The 15,835-nt window shown below is 45.1% G+C and carries 13 protein-coding genes; 4 read left to right on the top strand and 9 right to left on the bottom strand.

Going from position 1 to position 15,835, the window contains the following annotated elements; translation table 11 throughout:
* From A3860_RS16565 to A3860_RS16540, 6 genes are all read right to left on the bottom strand, one after another.
* Positions 1-1,167, bottom strand: coding sequence for a pyridoxal phosphate-dependent aminotransferase (locus tag A3860_RS16565; RefSeq protein WP_081147849.1), 1,167 nt, complete (start codon positions 1,165-1,167; stop codon positions 1-3).
* 52 nt (positions 1,168-1,219) lie between these two features.
* Complete coding sequence (locus A3860_RS16560; RefSeq protein WP_081147848.1) at positions 1,220-2,119, bottom strand: prephenate dehydratase; 900 nt, start codon at positions 2,117-2,119, stop codon at positions 1,220-1,222.
* 388 nt (positions 2,120-2,507) lie between these two features.
* Positions 2,508-3,071 (bottom strand): hypothetical protein, encoded by a 564-nt coding sequence (locus tag A3860_RS16555; RefSeq protein ID WP_081147847.1) that lies wholly within the window; start codon positions 3,069-3,071, stop codon positions 2,508-2,510.
* Positions 3,072-3,271: 200 nt separating this feature from the next.
* Entirely contained in the window at positions 3,272-4,513 is a 1,242-nt protein-coding gene (locus A3860_RS16550) for a T9SS type A sorting domain-containing protein (RefSeq protein WP_081147846.1), read from the bottom strand.
* A 228-nt stretch (positions 4,514-4,741) separates the two neighbouring features.
* Complete coding sequence (murQ, locus tag A3860_RS16545) at positions 4,742-5,560, bottom strand: N-acetylmuramic acid 6-phosphate etherase (RefSeq protein ID WP_081148056.1); 819 nt, start codon at positions 5,558-5,560, stop codon at positions 4,742-4,744.
* Between the two features lie 46 nt (positions 5,561-5,606).
* The gene (locus A3860_RS16540; RefSeq protein ID WP_081147845.1) at positions 5,607-6,452 is read right to left on the bottom strand and encodes an N-acetylglucosamine kinase; all 846 of its coding nucleotides are present in this window, start codon (positions 6,450-6,452) and stop codon (positions 5,607-5,609) included.
* 569 nt (positions 6,453-7,021) lie between these two features.
* On the opposite strand from A3860_RS16540, the gene A3860_RS16535 reads away from it, so the two are divergent.
* Positions 7,022-8,683 carry a S41 family peptidase gene (locus A3860_RS16535; protein WP_081147844.1) on the top strand — a complete coding sequence of 554 codons (1,662 nt, stop codon included), beginning with the start codon at positions 7,022-7,024 and terminating at the stop codon, positions 8,681-8,683.
* Between the two features lie 146 nt (positions 8,684-8,829).
* Here A3860_RS16535 and A3860_RS16530 read toward each other — a convergent pair whose 3' ends face one another.
* Positions 8,830-9,201 carry a DUF6249 domain-containing protein gene (locus A3860_RS16530; protein WP_081147843.1) on the bottom strand — a complete coding sequence of 124 codons (372 nt, stop codon included), beginning with the start codon at positions 9,199-9,201 and terminating at the stop codon, positions 8,830-8,832.
* A gap of 248 nt (positions 9,202-9,449) precedes the next feature.
* On the opposite strand from A3860_RS16530, the gene A3860_RS16525 reads away from it, so the two are divergent.
* Complete coding sequence (locus A3860_RS16525; RefSeq protein ID WP_081147842.1) at positions 9,450-10,034, top strand: RNA polymerase sigma factor; 585 nt, start codon at positions 9,450-9,452, stop codon at positions 10,032-10,034.
* 34 nt (positions 10,035-10,068) lie between these two features.
* Entirely contained in the window at positions 10,069-10,584 is a 516-nt protein-coding gene (locus A3860_RS16520) for a hypothetical protein (RefSeq protein ID WP_081147841.1), read from the top strand.
* A gap of 166 nt (positions 10,585-10,750) precedes the next feature.
* Here the strand turns inward: A3860_RS16520 and A3860_RS16515 are convergent, their stop codons facing one another.
* Entirely contained in the window at positions 10,751-13,027 is a 2,277-nt protein-coding gene (locus A3860_RS16515; RefSeq protein ID WP_081147840.1) for a Tex family protein, read from the bottom strand.
* Positions 13,028-13,546: 519 nt separating this feature from the next.
* Positions 13,547-14,203, bottom strand: a complete 657-nt coding sequence (locus tag A3860_RS16510; protein WP_081147839.1) for an alpha/beta fold hydrolase — start codon at positions 14,201-14,203, stop codon at positions 13,547-13,549.
* A gap of 153 nt (positions 14,204-14,356) precedes the next feature.
* Between A3860_RS16510 and A3860_RS16505 the strand changes: the two genes are divergently transcribed.
* Positions 14,357-15,724: a pyridoxal-phosphate dependent enzyme gene (locus A3860_RS16505; protein ID WP_081147838.1), complete on the top strand. Its 1,368-nt coding sequence runs from the start codon at positions 14,357-14,359 to the stop codon at positions 15,722-15,724.
* The last annotated feature ends 111 nt before the right edge of the window (positions 15,725-15,835 follow it).

Here is a 15,835-nt window from a genome sequence, read left to right as displayed (position 1 = left end):
TTATGCTGGTATAAATGCTTTTATGCGTTTAATGCTTTCTACAAATTTCTCTTCGGGGCTGCACAGGCTTACCCGTATATAGCCATCACCGGCTTTGCCAAAAATGCCGCCGGGCGTTATAAATACCCCGGTATTGTACAGCACTTCATCGCTGAGCTCATAACCGGTTTTGTAAGTAGCGGGAATTTTAGCCCAAACGAACATCCCGGCCTGGCTTTTGTCGTACACACATTGCAACAGATCGAGCAGTTCAAATACTTTCTCGCGGCGTTTTTTGTAAACGGAATTCACTTCATCGTACCAGCTTTTGGGCAATTGTAATGCTTTGGCCGCAGCTAATTGTGCCGGCAGGAACATGCCGCTGTCCATATTGCTTTTAAACCGCAAAACTTCATCGATGCGTTCTTTGGCGCCACACAAAACCCCTACCCGCCAGCCGGCCATATTATGCGATTTACTGAGCGAGTTCAATTCAATAGCCACCTCTTTTGCACCGGGCACCGCAAGTAAACTGGCCGGCTTGTTATTGAGGATAAAACTATAAGGGTTATCGTGACAAATAAGGATGTTATGTTTTTTGCCAAATGCCACTATTTTTTCAAACAGGGTGGCAGAAGGCAATTGCCCCGTAGGCATTTGCGGATAGTTGATCCACATAAGTTTGAAAATACCACCGGCTGCCACCAGTTTATCCAACGCATCGAAATCAGGCTCCCAGCTGTTGGCTTCTGTAAGATCGTAGTCAACACATTCGCCACCGGCCAGTTTTACGGCGCTTCTGTAAGTAGGATACCCGGGGTTAGGCACCAGTACCTTATCACCGGCATTGAGGTAGGTCATGCAAATGTGCATGATGCCTTCCTTGCTTCCCAGCAGGGGTAATATTTCTGTATCGGGGTTCAGTTCAACATTATACCATTGGTTGTACCAGTCGCTGATAGCTTTACGTAAAACCGGCGAGCCTTTATAGCTTTGATAAGCATGTACATTGGGCCTGGCGCTTTCTTCCTGCAGGGTCCTGATCACATCGGCGTGCGGTGGCAGGTCGGGACTGCCGATACCGAGGTTGATAACGTTCTTTCCCTGTTTGTTCAACTCATCGATCTCGCGCAGCTTTTGCGAAAAATAGTATTCGCCAATCCCGTCTAATCTCTTTGAAGTTTGCATGGTATAATGTTTCTTGTATCGTATGATTTGGATCGTTAGTAACTAAGCTTGTTTATTCAATGCTTTTACCGTTCTTATATACTCCGTATATCTTTAACTCCTCGGTAATGGGTTGCATTTGTTCAATTACCTGGTTGAGCTGGTTCAACGTTTCAAATTCCATATCGGCATGAAAGCTGTATTTCCAGTCGCTGCCGGGAATGGGAAAGCTTTGCAGCTTGCTCAGGTTAATACCGCCATCGGCAATACGGGTCAACACCCTGGCCAGGCTGCCGCGCGAGTGGTCGGTAATAAAACTCACCGATGCTTTATCGGCATCAGCCACCGGTTGCGCCACTTCTTCGGGTTGCAAAACCAGGAAGCGGGTATAATTATTTTTCATTGTGTGAATGTTGGGAGCTATTACCTCGAGTTCGAAGAGGTCGGCGGCGAGTTTGCTGGCAATGGCGGCAATGTGTTTGCTGCGGTGTTGGTGAACATGTTTGGCGCTTAAGGCCGTGTCTTCCGTTTCAACCAGCTTCCAGTTGTATTTATCGAGGTATTCAATGCATTGCAAAATGGCCATGGGGTGTGAATGCACTTCGCGAATGTCTTCCAGTTGAACGCCGGGATTAACCAACAGGTGTTGTTTAATAGGCAGGTAAACTTCACCAATGATCTTGAGGCTACTCTTTTGCAACAGGTTGTAGTTGGGTAAAATGCTGCCGGCGATGGAGTTTTCGATGGCCATAACGCCACCGTTGCTTTCTTTTTCGTTGGTGGCAATTTTTATCACATCGCGGAAGGTGGCGCAGGCTATTACTTCTACATTTTTTCCGAAGAACTGGCGGGCTGCTACCTGGTGAAAACTGCCTTCATACCCCTGAATAGAAACCTTGATACCAGTACCCTGCAAGCCATTTGAACCTGGCGTTGCATCGGTGATCTCCCGTTGTTGTTTTCGGTCGCTCATAGATTCTTTTTTTATGCTTCCCTGTCACGATAGCTATCGGGATGGGGATACTGATGGCACATAAAAAAAGTCCCGGCTTTTTTGCCGGGACTTCTTATGTTGATCTTTTTGTTTATTCTTATTTTGTTGTCAACAAAAGCATTCCCGGCCTACTGGTAAAGTAGAAGTAAAAATAAAAGTAAAAGAAACCGTATGCTTTTGCGATAATCATTAGGTCAAAAATAATAACTAATTACTTATGTACAAATTTTTTTCGATCAATTCTCCTGTCCCCAAGTAGGGTATTTACACCTGAAACCCGCTATGGGCGTATATTTCAGCATTTTAAAAAAACGTTTTCCAACAAATAACTAGCTAACGATCGTTAAGATCAGTGTGCTGAAAACAATTATTCGAGCCGCTTGCGCATTTGTTCGTCGATCTTTTTGAACAGGTGAAAAGGCTTATAGGTACGCCAGTTGTCGAGGTCCATCAGTTCAATATAGCGGTTCAGACGGGCGCGTTTGAAATCGTATTGCGTTTGTTCGGGCATGTTCAGGATAATGATCCAGCCTTCTTCATCGGTCACCTCTTCAAACCACTCCTGGTAATAGTCTTTATCGCCGCTGTGAAAGTTCAATACGTTTTCGGCTATGAAGATGAATTTGGTAATGCCTTCATAAAAGAAAGGATCGATGACCTCCCGCTTTAATTCCATGATATCATTCTCGATCGCATCATTCCATTCGCCGATCAGCTCAATGATCGCGTACTTCTCTTCATAATCGGCCATCAATGTTTTCAGGTACATGGTGCGCGAACCGAAATCGTCCCACTGCGGATGGATATAGTAATTGTAAACGGTTTGTGAAAACGTAAACTCAGAATATACCCTTCCGAAAAACGGTGATTTTTCGTCCTGCTCACTGGTGTAAATGTGACGCCAATTATAAAATGGTTCTATTTCATGCATAACTTAAATCAATTGGCAGCCCTATTATTCGCTACCTCGTATTAATTTCTGATTTCGAGATTTAGCGATTTTGAGATTTCTTCCTTTTCTGCATTTAAATAAATCTATAAATCCCGAAATTCAGAAATCCCGAAATAATAAAAAAGGCTGTAAGCAATTTACAGCCTTGACAATGCGGTTTCCAAATATTTTTTATTGTATTATTGAACGATCAGCTTATCGGTAAATACCGCTTTTTTACTATTACTTAACACTTTTACCATGTAAGGCCCCTTTGCCAGCCCATTGTTCACAGGTACCGGCACTACCTGCCCGCCACTATTTATAACCGCTATTTTTTCAGCAATTATTTTACCGTTAAGGTCAACCAGTTGTATAGTGTACCGGCCGGATTCCTTACTATTAAAGCTTACATATACCAGGTTGGTTGCAACCGGATTGGGGTATAAGGCTATTTTCTCGTTGCGTATGATGGCCCTGTTTATTAATGGAGTGCCGGTTTTTTCGTTGGGGAAGGCCAGGTTGCCATTGGCCAGGTCCGATGCATTGAATACGGTTCCCTGAATATCAATACGAGTGGCCTGCCATGAATGCATATCTACTCTGTAATAACCTTCAGCGGTATTGGCGCTGCTTACGATGAGGCTACCATCGTTATCAACCACTGCCCCATTGGTGGTAAAGGTGGCAGGCATACCCTGTATCTCTGCAATAAAGGTAGCTACCTTGCTTTGGATACTTACCTTAAATACCTGGCGATAGGCGGTAATAACATACAGGTTGCCGGCTGCATCTGCGATCATATCGCCACCCCAGGCAGTGGGTTTTGCCTGAATGGATCTTTCGCCATTGGCTGCATCATCGTGCAATGCGCCCAGATCGGTGATAACCGGTTTACGGCCGGTGGTGAACCGTATCAAATGGCTGGCATCATTGCTTAAGGCATACCCATCGCCATCGGCAGCAATGACCATGCGCGTAATATGATTGGCTTCATTGTTCAGGTCGGTTACCGGACTGAGCTGTTCATTATCGAAATAATAGATCCGGGGTTCTTTTTCATCAAGATCAATATAACGCAGCTGGTTCATAAACAGGGGCGCATAATACAGGCGGTTATGCCGCTGGTCATATGCACAGGCTGCAGATAAGGAGGCAACCGGCATGCTGGCATTTGTAGTTATTCCGTTTTGTGTAACAGGTTTTATTTCTTTACCGGTTCGTGCACTGTATACCGTGAAGTTGGTTTGCTTTGAATCAAAGATAGAGCGGGTTACAGAACCGGTAGTAAAGTCTATTTGTTTTACGTCGGTCCAGTTAAAATTCCCTTTCTCAGAACTTGTTATTGCGTAGGCTGTTGATAGTCTTTGTTGGGCCGGAAGCTGCATGGCAACTACCAGCAAACAGGAAGTCATGGATGTAATTGTAAAGTTGTACCTCATAAGTAAAAGTTTAATGATATGTACTTAAAAGTTACAGCTTTTTGCGGAGGTTTCAAGCGGGAACTGACGGAGGTAATGAGAAAGTTTCATGTTGCAGAGCCTGCCCCGCTTTGCGGGGTTTCAGGTTACAGGGAATAAAAAAAACCTGCAACCTGTAACCTGCAACAGATGGTAACAAGATCAATTGGTCGTTTAAGAAATAAACGGCACTAAATATTTACGTAGGAATTATTTCAATGAATCAACCGCCTTTTTTACACTGCCATATTTCAGCAACAGTTCGCGGGCTTTGTCGTAACTGCTGATGCCCGTTTTTTCCATCACCATTTTAGTGCCGCGGTCAACCAGTTTGCTGTTGGTGAGCTGCATGTTCACCATTTTGTTGTCCTCTACCCTGCCTATTTGTATCATTACGGCGGTAGAGATCATATTCAGCACCAGTTTTTGTGCGGTGCCGCTTTTCATGCGCGTACTGCCGGTAACAAACTCGGGGCCTACGACCACTTCTACAGGCAGCTCGGCCGCAATGGCCAGGGGCGAACCGGCGTTGCAGGTTATACAGCCGGTGATAATGCCTTTTTTACGGGCTTCGGTAAGAGCACCTATCACGTAAGGGGTTGTACCACTGGCGGCAATGCCAATCACTACGTCCTTCTCGTCAATGGCATGTTTCATAAGGTCGGCCCAGCCCTGGTCCCAGCTGTCTTCAGCCTGTTCAACCGGGCGTTGAATGGCCACCTCGCCACCGGCAATAATGCCGATCACCAGTCCCTGGGGCAGCCCATAAGTGGGTGGAATTTCGCTGGCATCCAGAATACCCAGGCGGCCACTGGTTCCAGCCCCAATATAAAAAAGGCGGCCACCAGCCAGCATTTTATCGGAAATAGCAGCTACCAGCTTTTCGATCTGGGGAATGGCCTTCTCCACTGCAGCAGGCACCTTCTTATCCTCATTATTCATATTGACAAGCAACTCATGAATACTCATTTGATCAAGATGCCGGTAATCGCTCGACTGCTCTGTTATCCTGGTAAAATCTGCTGCCATATTTCTGTTGTTCAATGTTTTATTCGGGTTAGGCACAAGGTCTTTTTTATTGTACATGGTATTGGATCAGCCCTTCCATGGGGTTCTTTAAAATGTTTCCCAACTCAAACTCATAGGAATTACATAATTCCTTAATAACATCTCTGAACGCAAAAGATACGCCGCCCACAAAGTGAATTGGCAGCGTCCAGCTTTCGGTGAATTTGCATAAATGGGTAAAGAAAAAGTCATTCAGGCCGTCTTCAATGATATTCTCTATCATATAATGGCCCCTGTTCTCCGATAAAAACAGACAAAATGAAGCTAAATACCGGTTTGCCAGGGGTTTGCGGTAAACATTCTCCAGAATATCCACTGCGGTGGTATTATACCTGCTATCAAACAGTGATCGCAGCTCTTCGTCAAAGGTGTTGTATAGAAAATATTGTAGTACTTTTTTTCCAAGGTAGGCGCCGCTGCCCTCATCGCCCAGAATGTAGCCAATACCGGGCGCCTGTTTTGCAATTCCCTTGCCATCGTAATAAACTACAAAGGAGCCGGTACCCAGGTTGCAGGCCAGTCCCGGGTTATGGCCATTCAACGCCCTCGCTGCCGACAGCATATCATCGCTCACTTCCAGTTCAGCATCTTTAAAAACCGAGCGCAGCGATTGCTTTACCATATTTACGTTGGCGGGATTTCGCATACCAGTACCATAGTAATGGATCTCCGTTATCTCCGTATGCCCGGGTAGCTGTGGCAGTAATTCCTGCTGCAATAAGGCGATCGTTTTCTCTTCATTAAAGAAATAAGGACTAATGCCTTGTGTAAAAACCGTATTGGTGCGCTCTTTCGATTCTGCCAAACACCATTCACATTTTGTTGCTCCACTATCTGCCAGCAGTATAGCCATATTTATAACCGTTTAATCGTATAGTTCCAAAACCCTGTAACAGGCTCATTTATACACATAGCCATCCTGCGAAGGTAAGACGCATAGCTGAAACAACCATGCTGCAAACGAGGCTTATACCTTGCATAAACACGCAAACCTCCGGCACTTATGCAGCTTTTACCTGCCTCTTATTTGTTAGAAGTGCCGGAATAATGCGGCCTGTAACCATTCAAAACAAAAAACCGTTACTTGCAAATTAATTATGAACTTCGCCGAAAATTTATCGATTTCCATCCCTTACGGTGCTGTTTCTTTGCTACTCCGGCAAATTCACTCACCGGCCCGGGTTGAAGTGGTGATCAGGAACAGCCGGTCAATAATATTGTCGCCCTAACACATATTTGTTTTGCATGCGATTGTAAATACAACCGGCCCACAATATTGTTGCTTTAACATAATTATAAGATACAAACGCAATTGTAAAAAGAACCGTATATGGCGAAGCTTGTTTCTTACCGATAGCTACCGGAAGAAATTACTAACGGCCCCGCCATCTGGCCTTATTAAAACAAACTATACAATTTCAGATGAAAAGACTTCAAGTATGGATGCCGCTGTTGTTTTCTTTAGTATTGATCGTGGGCATGGCCATTGGTTCGGCCCTAAGACAGAATGTACCTGGCTCACGCGGCATTTTTAATAGTGGCAAACGCTCTGTGCTTCAGGAAGTGGTTGACCTGGTTAATTTGAAATATGTTGATAAGGTAAATACCGATACCCTTACCGACGATGCCATACAGGCCATGCTTACGCACCTCGATCCGCATTCGGTATTCATTCCCGCCTCTAACGTGGAAGAAATAAACGAAGACCTGCAGGGCAATTTTGAAGGCATAGGGGTCGAATTCTTTATCATCGACGATACGGTTCATGTTACCAATGTACTTAGCGATGGACCCAGCGATAAGGCCGGCATAAAGGTGGGCGATAAATTCCTGAAAGTAGGCGACTCAATAGTGGCAGGCCACGGTATTACCGGTGATAAAATAAAGAACTTTTTACGCGGCGTGGGCGGCAGCAAGATAGCAGTGACCATGTTGCGCAATGGAAAAACCATTCAGGCGGCCATAACCCGCGGCACCATTCCCCTGTATTCGGTTGATGCGGCTTATATGATCGACACCACTACCGGCTACATACACCTGAATAAATTCTCCGGCACCACTTACGAAGAGTTTATGAAGGCCATGGAAACCCTGGAGAAGAAAGGCATGAAAAAGCTCATTTTCGACCTGCGGGGTAACGGCGGCGGCATACTTACCGAAGCCACAGATATTGTTGATGAATTCCTCGATGATGAACGCCTGATCGTTTATACGCAGGGGGTTAAACAGGAGAAGATAGAATACCATTGCAAACGCCCGGGCCTGTTCGAAAAAGGAAAGCTGGTGCTGCTGGTCGATGAAAGCTCAGCCAGTGCCAGTGAGGTAGTGGCCGGCGCCCTGCAGGACTGGGACCGGGCTACCATTATCGGCCGCCGTACTTTTGGTAAAGGCCTGGTGCAGGAACAATACGACCTCAGCGATGGCTCGGCATTGCGCCTCACCGTTGCCCGTTATTATACGCCTATTGGCCGCAATATTCAAAAACCATATAACAAAGGACGCGCTGCCTATAATGAAGAGCTGGCCGAACGTTTTGAGAATGGGGAACTGGTGAACGGCGATACCAGTACCAAACATACCGGCCCCGCATTCAAGACCAAGAGCGGCAGAATAGTTTATGGCGGCGGCGGCATTACCCCCGATATATTTATTCCCTTCGATACAGCCACGTTCACCAGCAATGTGTATGTATTGTTCGACAATCAGCTGTTCAGCAAATTCATTTATACCTACTACCAGCAAAACAAAGCCTGGTTCGACCAGTTCAAAGACCCGGCCGATTTTGCCCGTCGCTTTACCGACACCCGCGCAGCCTGGAACAGCCTGGTAAGCTATGCGGGGAAGAATTCGGTAAATATTGGGAATGTTCCGGAACGCGATAAACTGGAGATCGAAAAACGGATCAAGACCTGGATGGCGCGTCAGATATGGCGAATGGAGGGTTACTATGAAGTAAGTAATACTGATGATACAGCGATCACGAAGGCGATGGCAGAAATGCAGAAACCCAACCTGATTGCGGAAGAGCGAAAATCTCTGCCGGGGCTTACCCCCCTGCCCCCTAAAGGGGGAGGGCGGAAGTAAGAAGTAATACCCCCTACCCCCCTAAAGGGGGAATTGAAATCTTATAAACATAAATGGTGAGTCCCGCATTCAATAGCGAGCTCACCATTTTTATTTCTTACATCTTATTTCTTACTTCATGTTTTATGTCTGTTAAGAGCGGGAGGTTACCTCTCCCCCTTCAGGGGGGAAGGGGGGTCAAGCAATTCCTTCTTCTCAATTCTGTAAGAAGCTATTAACCCCATACCACCGCCAATTGCGATAAACGCAAACCACAATGCCGGATTTTCATAATCATGCAGCATGTACTGGGTTATAAAATAAGATAATGCCAAACCAACCCCTGCGCCAAACAGCAGCAACCCCCATTTTAAATTGGTATAAGGGGCCGGGCGGTTGATCTTGTCTTTAGGGTTCAATCCTTTTTCAATCATGGCCAGGTTTTCGCGGCCAATTAAATACCTGATGCCGAAGATCATAATAAACAATCCTAAAGAGGATAACATTAACCAGATTATTGCAAGTACTCCTTTATCCATAATGTATATTTTTTAAGTTCTACACAACTATGACTACAGCAGTAAATGCCAGGTTACAGGCAAACTGCTCAATTTATTTCATAAATGAACAGAAGAAGTATCAAAACCGTACACTACCGTTCTATTTATTCTAAATAAATAACTGATAATCAAAAGCACTGAAATCCGGCACAGGGCATGCCCTTCAACCCCAAAAATCAGGCACTTGCTGTAACCAGCTTTCTTTTTATGTAGTCATACCATAAATAATGCAAACCGGACCGGGAGATAATGAGATCATACATAAGGTACTGCAGGGCGAACAGGCCCAGTATGCCCTATTGGTAAACCGATACCAGAATTTCGTTTTTACCATAGCTTTACGTTATACACCCAACCGGGAAGATGCCGAAGAAATAGCCCAGGATGTGTTTGTAAAAGCCTACCGCAGCCTGGCCGATTTCAGGGGCGAATCAAAATTCAGCACCTGGCTGTATACCATTGTAACCACTACCTGTATCACGTTCTTACGCAAAAAGAAAATACCCATTCATTCGCTCGACAATGAACAGGTATTTGAAATTGCAGACAATCAGAATTCGGCTTTCAGGGCCAACCAGGTAGAGCAGAAATCGAAGGTGCAGGTGCTTAATGATGCGTTGCGGTTATTGAGTGTTGATGATGCCCGCATCATCACCCTGTTTTACCAGGCCGAACAAAGCCTCGAAGAAATTGGCCGCATCATTGGAGTTGATCCCAATACCGCCAAAGTAAAACTGCACCGTGCCCGCCAGCGGTTGAAAGAAAAAATGGAAAAGCATTTTTCCGAAGAGGTAAAGGATATGGTAGGTTAATTGAAAAGTCAATAACTTTAAACAGTATATTATAATGAGCAATCAACAAAATATGGAAGAACGTTTGTGGAGTTATCTCGACGGCGTTTGCAGTGGAGAAGAACGCCTGTTTATTGATCAATTGATTGCCACCAACCTCGAGTGGAAAACCAAATACCAGGAACTGCTTGAATTGCAGGACCTGCTGAGCCATCGCCTTGAACTGGATGAACCTTCCATGCGCTTTACCCAGAACATAATGGAAGCTATCAGTAAACACCAGATTGCACCCGCGGCAAAATCATATTTCAATAAACGCATCATCTGGGGCATTGCCGGTTTCTTTATATGTACCATCATCGGCTTTTTGATCGCCGGCCTGGCACAAATAAACTGGTCGGCAGCAAGCGCTGATAGTTCAACCGGTATAAACCTCAACAAAATAGATTTCAGTAAATTCTATAACAGCACCTATACTACCGTGTTTATGATGGTGAATGTTATACTGGGGTTGGTATTGTTAGATATGTTCCTGAGAAGACCAAAGACCGAAGTAAGAGGTAAGAAGTAGGAAGATCCCTATTCCTCAAGCCTCATAATTAAAATCGAAATGAAAAAGGTGAGCTGGCTGGTAATAGCGAACTCACCTTTTTATTATTTTCTTACATCCAACTTCCTACTTCTGACTCATGTTAAATTTCAAACTGTTTTAAGCAGACTGACTGTAAACAATCAGATCAATCATTAAACTTCTTCTTCAACTCTGCCAGCTTCGCCTGGAATGGATTCAGCGGCTCCTGTTTCTTTGGCTGTGCTTTTCCGCCGGCAGCTGGTTTGCGATCGCTACTGCCACCGCCACTGCGCTTTTCACCACCACCCTTTTGCTGATCTTTCATGGTGAGTGAGATCCTTTTACGCGAAACATCCACATCAGTAACAGTTACCATTACTTTCTGATTCAGTTTTACCACTTCGTTAGGATCAGAAACATAGGTGTTGCTCAATTGCGAAATATGCACCAGCCCATCCTGTTTTACGCCAATGTCAACAAACACCCCAAAGTTGGTGATGTTGGTAATGATACCCGGAACGGTCATACCGGGCTTTACATCTTCAATGGCCTTAATGGTATCATCGAAACGGAATTCCTCGATCTGTGCCCGGGGGTCGCGGCCAGGTTTTTCCAGTTCCTTTAAGATATCGTCGATGGTATATTCACCGATGCTTTCAGTGATGTATTGTTTCTTGTTGATCTTTTTACGCAGCTCCCCTTTTTTGATGAGGTCTTCCAGCGAAGCCTGCAGGTCTTTGGCCATGGTTTCCACCACGTGATAGCTCTCGGGGTGTACTGATGAATTATCGAGCGGGTTTTCGGCGCCGGGAATACGTAAGAAACCGGCGCACTGCTCAAATGATTTGGGGCCCATCATGGGTACCTTCTTCAACTCTTCACGGGTTTTGAAGGGGCCGTTCTTTGCACGGTATTCAACAATATTTTTCGCCAGGGTATTGCTTAAACCCGATACATATACCAACAGGTGTTTTGAAGCGGTGTTCACATCAACGCCCACAAAGTTCACGGCGCTTTCCACTACCCTGTCCAATGCTTCTTTGAGACGGGTTTGGTTAACATCGTGCTGGTATTGCCCTACCCCAATTGATTTGGGATCGATCTTTACCAGTTCGCTCAGCGGATCGAGCAAACGGCGGCCAATGCTCACAGCGCCACGCACCGTTACATCCTGATCGGGGAATTCTTCACGGGCCACTTCCGAGGCAGAGTAAATAGAGGCGCCGCTTTCATTCACCTGGAATACGCTTACCATTTTACCAAAGTCAATGCTGCGTACCAGTTGCTCTGTTTCACGGCCGGCGGTACCATTACCTATTCCGATGGCTTCAATTTCATATTTATCAACCAGGTGTTTCAGTTCAGCCACACTACCCTGCCAATCATTTTGTGGCGGGTGTGGATAGATGGCGGTATTGTACATCAGGTTGCCCTGTGCATCGAGACATACCAGTTTGCAACCGGTACGGAAACCGGGATCAAGCGCCAGCACTCTTTTTGAACCCAGCGGTGATGCCAGCAACAGCTGACGCAGGTTTTCGGTAAATACCTGAATAGCTTCTTCATCGGCCTTGTTCTTGCTGGCCAGGCGGAATTCATTTTCAATAGAAGGTTTTAACAACCGGTCGAACGAATCGTCGATCGCTTTCTTTACCTCAGCGGCAAATGGAGTGTTACTCTTTACAAACGTTCTGTTCAGGCCTTCAACAGCTACTTCTTTTTCGATATTAATGTCCATTACCAGGTAGCCTTCTTTTTCGGCACGGCGTATGGCCAGGATGCGATGCGAAGGACTATCGGCCAGCGATTCATTGAACTCAAAGTAATCGCGGTATTTCTGTGCTTCCTCTTCTTCTTTTTTACTGCTTAATACTTTCGACGTCAGCTTGGCGGTTTCAGTAAACTGCTGACGCACTTTATTACGCGCCTGCTCATTTTCACTCACCCATTCTGCAATGATATCGCGGGCGCCCTGCATCGCTTCCTTGATATCTTTCACCTGCTCGTTGATGAATTTGGCAGCTTCTTCATCAGGCACTTCTCCGCCCTGCTCAAATACCAGTTTCGCCAATGGCTCCAGTCCTTTTTCAATGGCCTGGGTAGCTCTTGTTTTGCGTTTTGGTTTGTAGGGCAGGTAAATATCTTCCAACTCGGTAGCATCGTAACAATTTTCAATACGATCTTTTAACTCGGGCGTTAATTTGCCCAGGCCTTCGATCGTTTTCACAACCGTTTCTTTGCGTTTATCCAGTTCAGAAAAATAAGCGATCTGTTCAACTACCTGGCCAATGCCTACCTCATCCATGTTGTTCGTCGCTTCCTTACGGTAACGAGCCATAAAAGGGATGGTTGCGCCTTCACTTTGCAAGTCATGAATATTCGTGATCTGCTTAATGCTGAATGATAATTTTTCAGCGATCTTCTGAATGTACTTTACTTCCATCTATTGAGAATTTGCAGTTTTTTTAATCTGTCGATCGTTCAAAAGGTACCAGATTCTTCGTCCTCCCGATAGCTATCGGAACAGATAAAGGGGTCGCAAATGTAAGGCATGAAAACAAACAAAAAACTTGTTTTTACCAACAACATTTATTTCTAAAAAACGTACCAGTTTTTTATTAGGTATGCTCAAAATTATGATTTAAAGAGGTTGGTCCCGGCTTTGTTTATAAGTAAAAAAAAACTATTTTTAATTATCTATTTCCCACCTGGCAATTCTTCTGCTTAACTACTTACCTTATAGCGACATTATAGCGAACTTACAGCGACCTTATAGCGATCGTTGTTTGGGTTTCCTTTTAGTTCCCTCCGGGTTTCCTCTGGGGTTGCTTTTGGGCGAACTTTGTTTGCCTGTTATTAGCCTGTTAATGTGGTTTGCCGCAGCTGTGCCGGGTTCAAAATCAGGGGCGAATTAAACCCGGTTCAAACCTGGCACAATACAAAACAAAAAAAGGTGTGCCAATTATGAAGCAGTAGCAGTTGTAAGCGCCTGTTCAAGAATTTCATTCACTATATGCGGGCAGGTCATTATCATCATATGCCCTTCCTTGCGGATGATATGTGTAGGATGTGTAAATTTCACAGGTAATATTTCATCTCTTGTACCATGTATATGCCAAATGGGTTGCGGAATGATTTCATTTTGCCAGTTCAGGATGGCATCGATGCTCCAGCGAATTAAACCTACATCGCTTTCATTGATGATCTCCCACAATAATTTTTTATCGGCATTCTTTTCCCGGGTAAAAAACCGTTTAGTAGCTGCAGACGATTTTAATAGTGAAACAGGCACTAATTTGTGCAGTCCAATTTTACCGGCCATGCGAAAATAACCCGGTAACTGACTGGCTACCGGCACACTCGAAATTATAATAGTTACAACAGGATTATATTGTTTGGCAATTTCTGTGGCCAGCATGCCGCCAAATGACAGGCCAACCAGCGCAAATGGCACCGACCTATCAATTTTTTCAGCCAGCCGTAAGGCATAGGAAGCCAGCGTGTCATCCTTTTGTGGAGTGATCCAATCCAGATGAACAACGTCACAACCTGCTGGTAATTCAATATATTTAAATACGCGTTTATCGGCGGCCAGCCCACTGATAAAATACACTTTCATAACAGAAATTCCCCCACACAAATTTAACCAACATTCAATGGGCCTGCCGTTAAAATATTTTAAAGAATGTTGCAGGCAACAGCACACTCCCCAATCGCCCTAACCGGGCTACCCAAAGGAAAACCGTACCTTTGCCCGCATAAACTACATGAAATGGATATTAAAAATAATATTCTCGAAACGATTGGAAATACGCCACTTATCAAGCTCAACAAGATCGCCAGACAAATTCCAGCCACCGTTGTTGCCAAAGTCGATTATTTTAATCCCGGTAACTCTATCAAAGACCGCATGGCGGTTAAAATGATTGAAGTAGCAGAAAAAGAAGGCAAATTAAAACCGGGGGGAACCATTATTGAATGTACCAGCGGTAATACCGGTATGGGGCTGGCGCTGGCTGCCTGTGTAAAAGGGTATAAATGTATTTTCACTACAACCGATAAACAATCAAAGGAAAAAGTTGATATCCTGAAAGCCGTAGGCGCCGAAGTGATTGTTTGTCCAACCAACGTAGAACCGGATGACCCGCGCAGTTATTATTCCGTAGCCCGCCGCCTGGCCAAAGAGATCCCCAATTCATTCCATTGCAATCAATACGATAACCTGGCCAACCGGTTGGCCCATTATGAAACTACAGGCCCCGAAATATGGAAACAAACCGATGGCAGGATCACCCACCTGGTTTGCACGGCCGGTACAGGTGGTACGGTAACGGGTACGGCCATGTTCCTGAAAGAAAAGAATCCCAATATAAAAGTGTGGGCCATTGATGTGTACGGTTCCCTGCTCACCAAATTTTTTCGCACAGGCGAGGTAGATATGAATCAGGTACACCCGTATATTTCGGAGGGTTTCGGGGAAGATTTTGTACCCGAAAATTACGACATGAGCGTCATTGACCATTTTGAACAGGTTACCGATAAAGACGGGGCCATTATGGCCCGCCGCCTGGCAAAAGATGAAGGTATTTTCTGCGGTTACAGCGCCGGCAGTTGCCTGCAGGGACTTATGCAAATTGCTGCTGTTCAACCCCTGAAAAAAGACGACCTGGTGGTTTGTATTTTTCATGATCATGGCAGCCGGTACGTGGCCAAGATCTATAACGATCAGTGGATGATGGAAAGAGGCTTTATGGATGTAAAGACCTGCAAGGATATCATTAACAACCGCGGCGCCAAACAAAAAATGGTTACCATAGAACCAACGCATACCGTGGCTGAAGCGGTTGAATTAATGCGCAAATACAATATTGAGCATATACCCGTTATCAATGGCAGCGGACCGGTAGGCGCCATCAGCGAGAGTGGGTTGTTCCAGAAAATATTCAGCAACCCCGATATAAAAAATGCCACTGTAGCTACCGTAATGGAACCCGCATTCCCGATCGTTGATCTGAATACGCCCATTGAAAAGTTGCGCACGCTCATCAATAAAGACAATGGCGCGGTACTGAGCAAGGATGAGCTGGGGAATTATCATATTGTTACAAAATATGATGTAATACAGGCGTTGGGGAATTAAGGGTTACCAGTTTCCGGTTACCTGTTACCGGTTCACACCTCGCGACATTCTGGTTACAAGTTTCAGGTTACAAGGGAATAAGGGGGATCAGGTTGAAATTTTGGGGGATTT

The organism is Niastella vici, assembly GCF_002077945.1.
GTDB classification, from domain to species: domain Bacteria; phylum Bacteroidota; class Bacteroidia; order Chitinophagales; family Chitinophagaceae; genus Niastella; species Niastella vici.
This window is presented reverse-complemented; position numbering and strand designations above follow the sequence as displayed.

What these genes read in the sequence shown, in the direction of transcription:
- A3860_RS16555 (WP_081147847.1), bottom strand. Translation starts at nt 3,071, where the DNA reads ATGCATGAAATAGAACCATTTTATAATTGGCGTCACATTTACACCAGT.
- A3860_RS16565 (WP_081147849.1), bottom strand. Translation starts at nt 1,167, where the DNA reads ATGCAAACTTCAAAGAGATTAGACGGGATTGGCGAATACTATTTTTCG.
- A3860_RS16505 (WP_081147838.1), top strand. Translation starts at nt 14,357, where the DNA reads ATGGATATTAAAAATAATATTCTCGAAACGATTGGAAATACGCCACTT.
- A3860_RS16550 (WP_081147846.1), bottom strand. Translation starts at nt 4,513, where the DNA reads ATGAGGTACAACTTTACAATTACATCCATGACTTCCTGTTTGCTGGTA.
- A3860_RS16535 (WP_081147844.1), top strand. Translation starts at nt 7,022, where the DNA reads ATGAAAAGACTTCAAGTATGGATGCCGCTGTTGTTTTCTTTAGTATTG.
- A3860_RS16510 (WP_081147839.1), bottom strand. Translation starts at nt 14,203, where the DNA reads ATGAAAGTGTATTTTATCAGTGGGCTGGCCGCCGATAAACGCGTATTT.
- A3860_RS16520 (WP_081147841.1), top strand. Translation starts at nt 10,069, where the DNA reads ATGAGCAATCAACAAAATATGGAAGAACGTTTGTGGAGTTATCTCGAC.
- A3860_RS16560 (WP_081147848.1), bottom strand. Translation starts at nt 2,119, where the DNA reads ATGAGCGACCGAAAACAACAACGGGAGATCACCGATGCAACGCCAGGT.
- A3860_RS16540 (WP_081147845.1), bottom strand. Translation starts at nt 6,452, where the DNA reads ATGGCTATACTGCTGGCAGATAGTGGAGCAACAAAATGTGAATGGTGT.
- A3860_RS16530 (WP_081147843.1), bottom strand. Translation starts at nt 9,201, where the DNA reads ATGGATAAAGGAGTACTTGCAATAATCTGGTTAATGTTATCCTCTTTA.
- murQ (WP_081148056.1), bottom strand. Translation starts at nt 5,560, where the DNA reads ATGGCAGCAGATTTTACCAGGATAACAGAGCAGTCGAGCGATTACCGG.
- A3860_RS16525 (WP_081147842.1), top strand. Translation starts at nt 9,450, where the DNA reads ATGCAAACCGGACCGGGAGATAATGAGATCATACATAAGGTACTGCAG.
- A3860_RS16515 (WP_081147840.1), bottom strand. Translation starts at nt 13,027, where the DNA reads ATGGAAGTAAAGTACATTCAGAAGATCGCTGAAAAATTATCATTCAGC.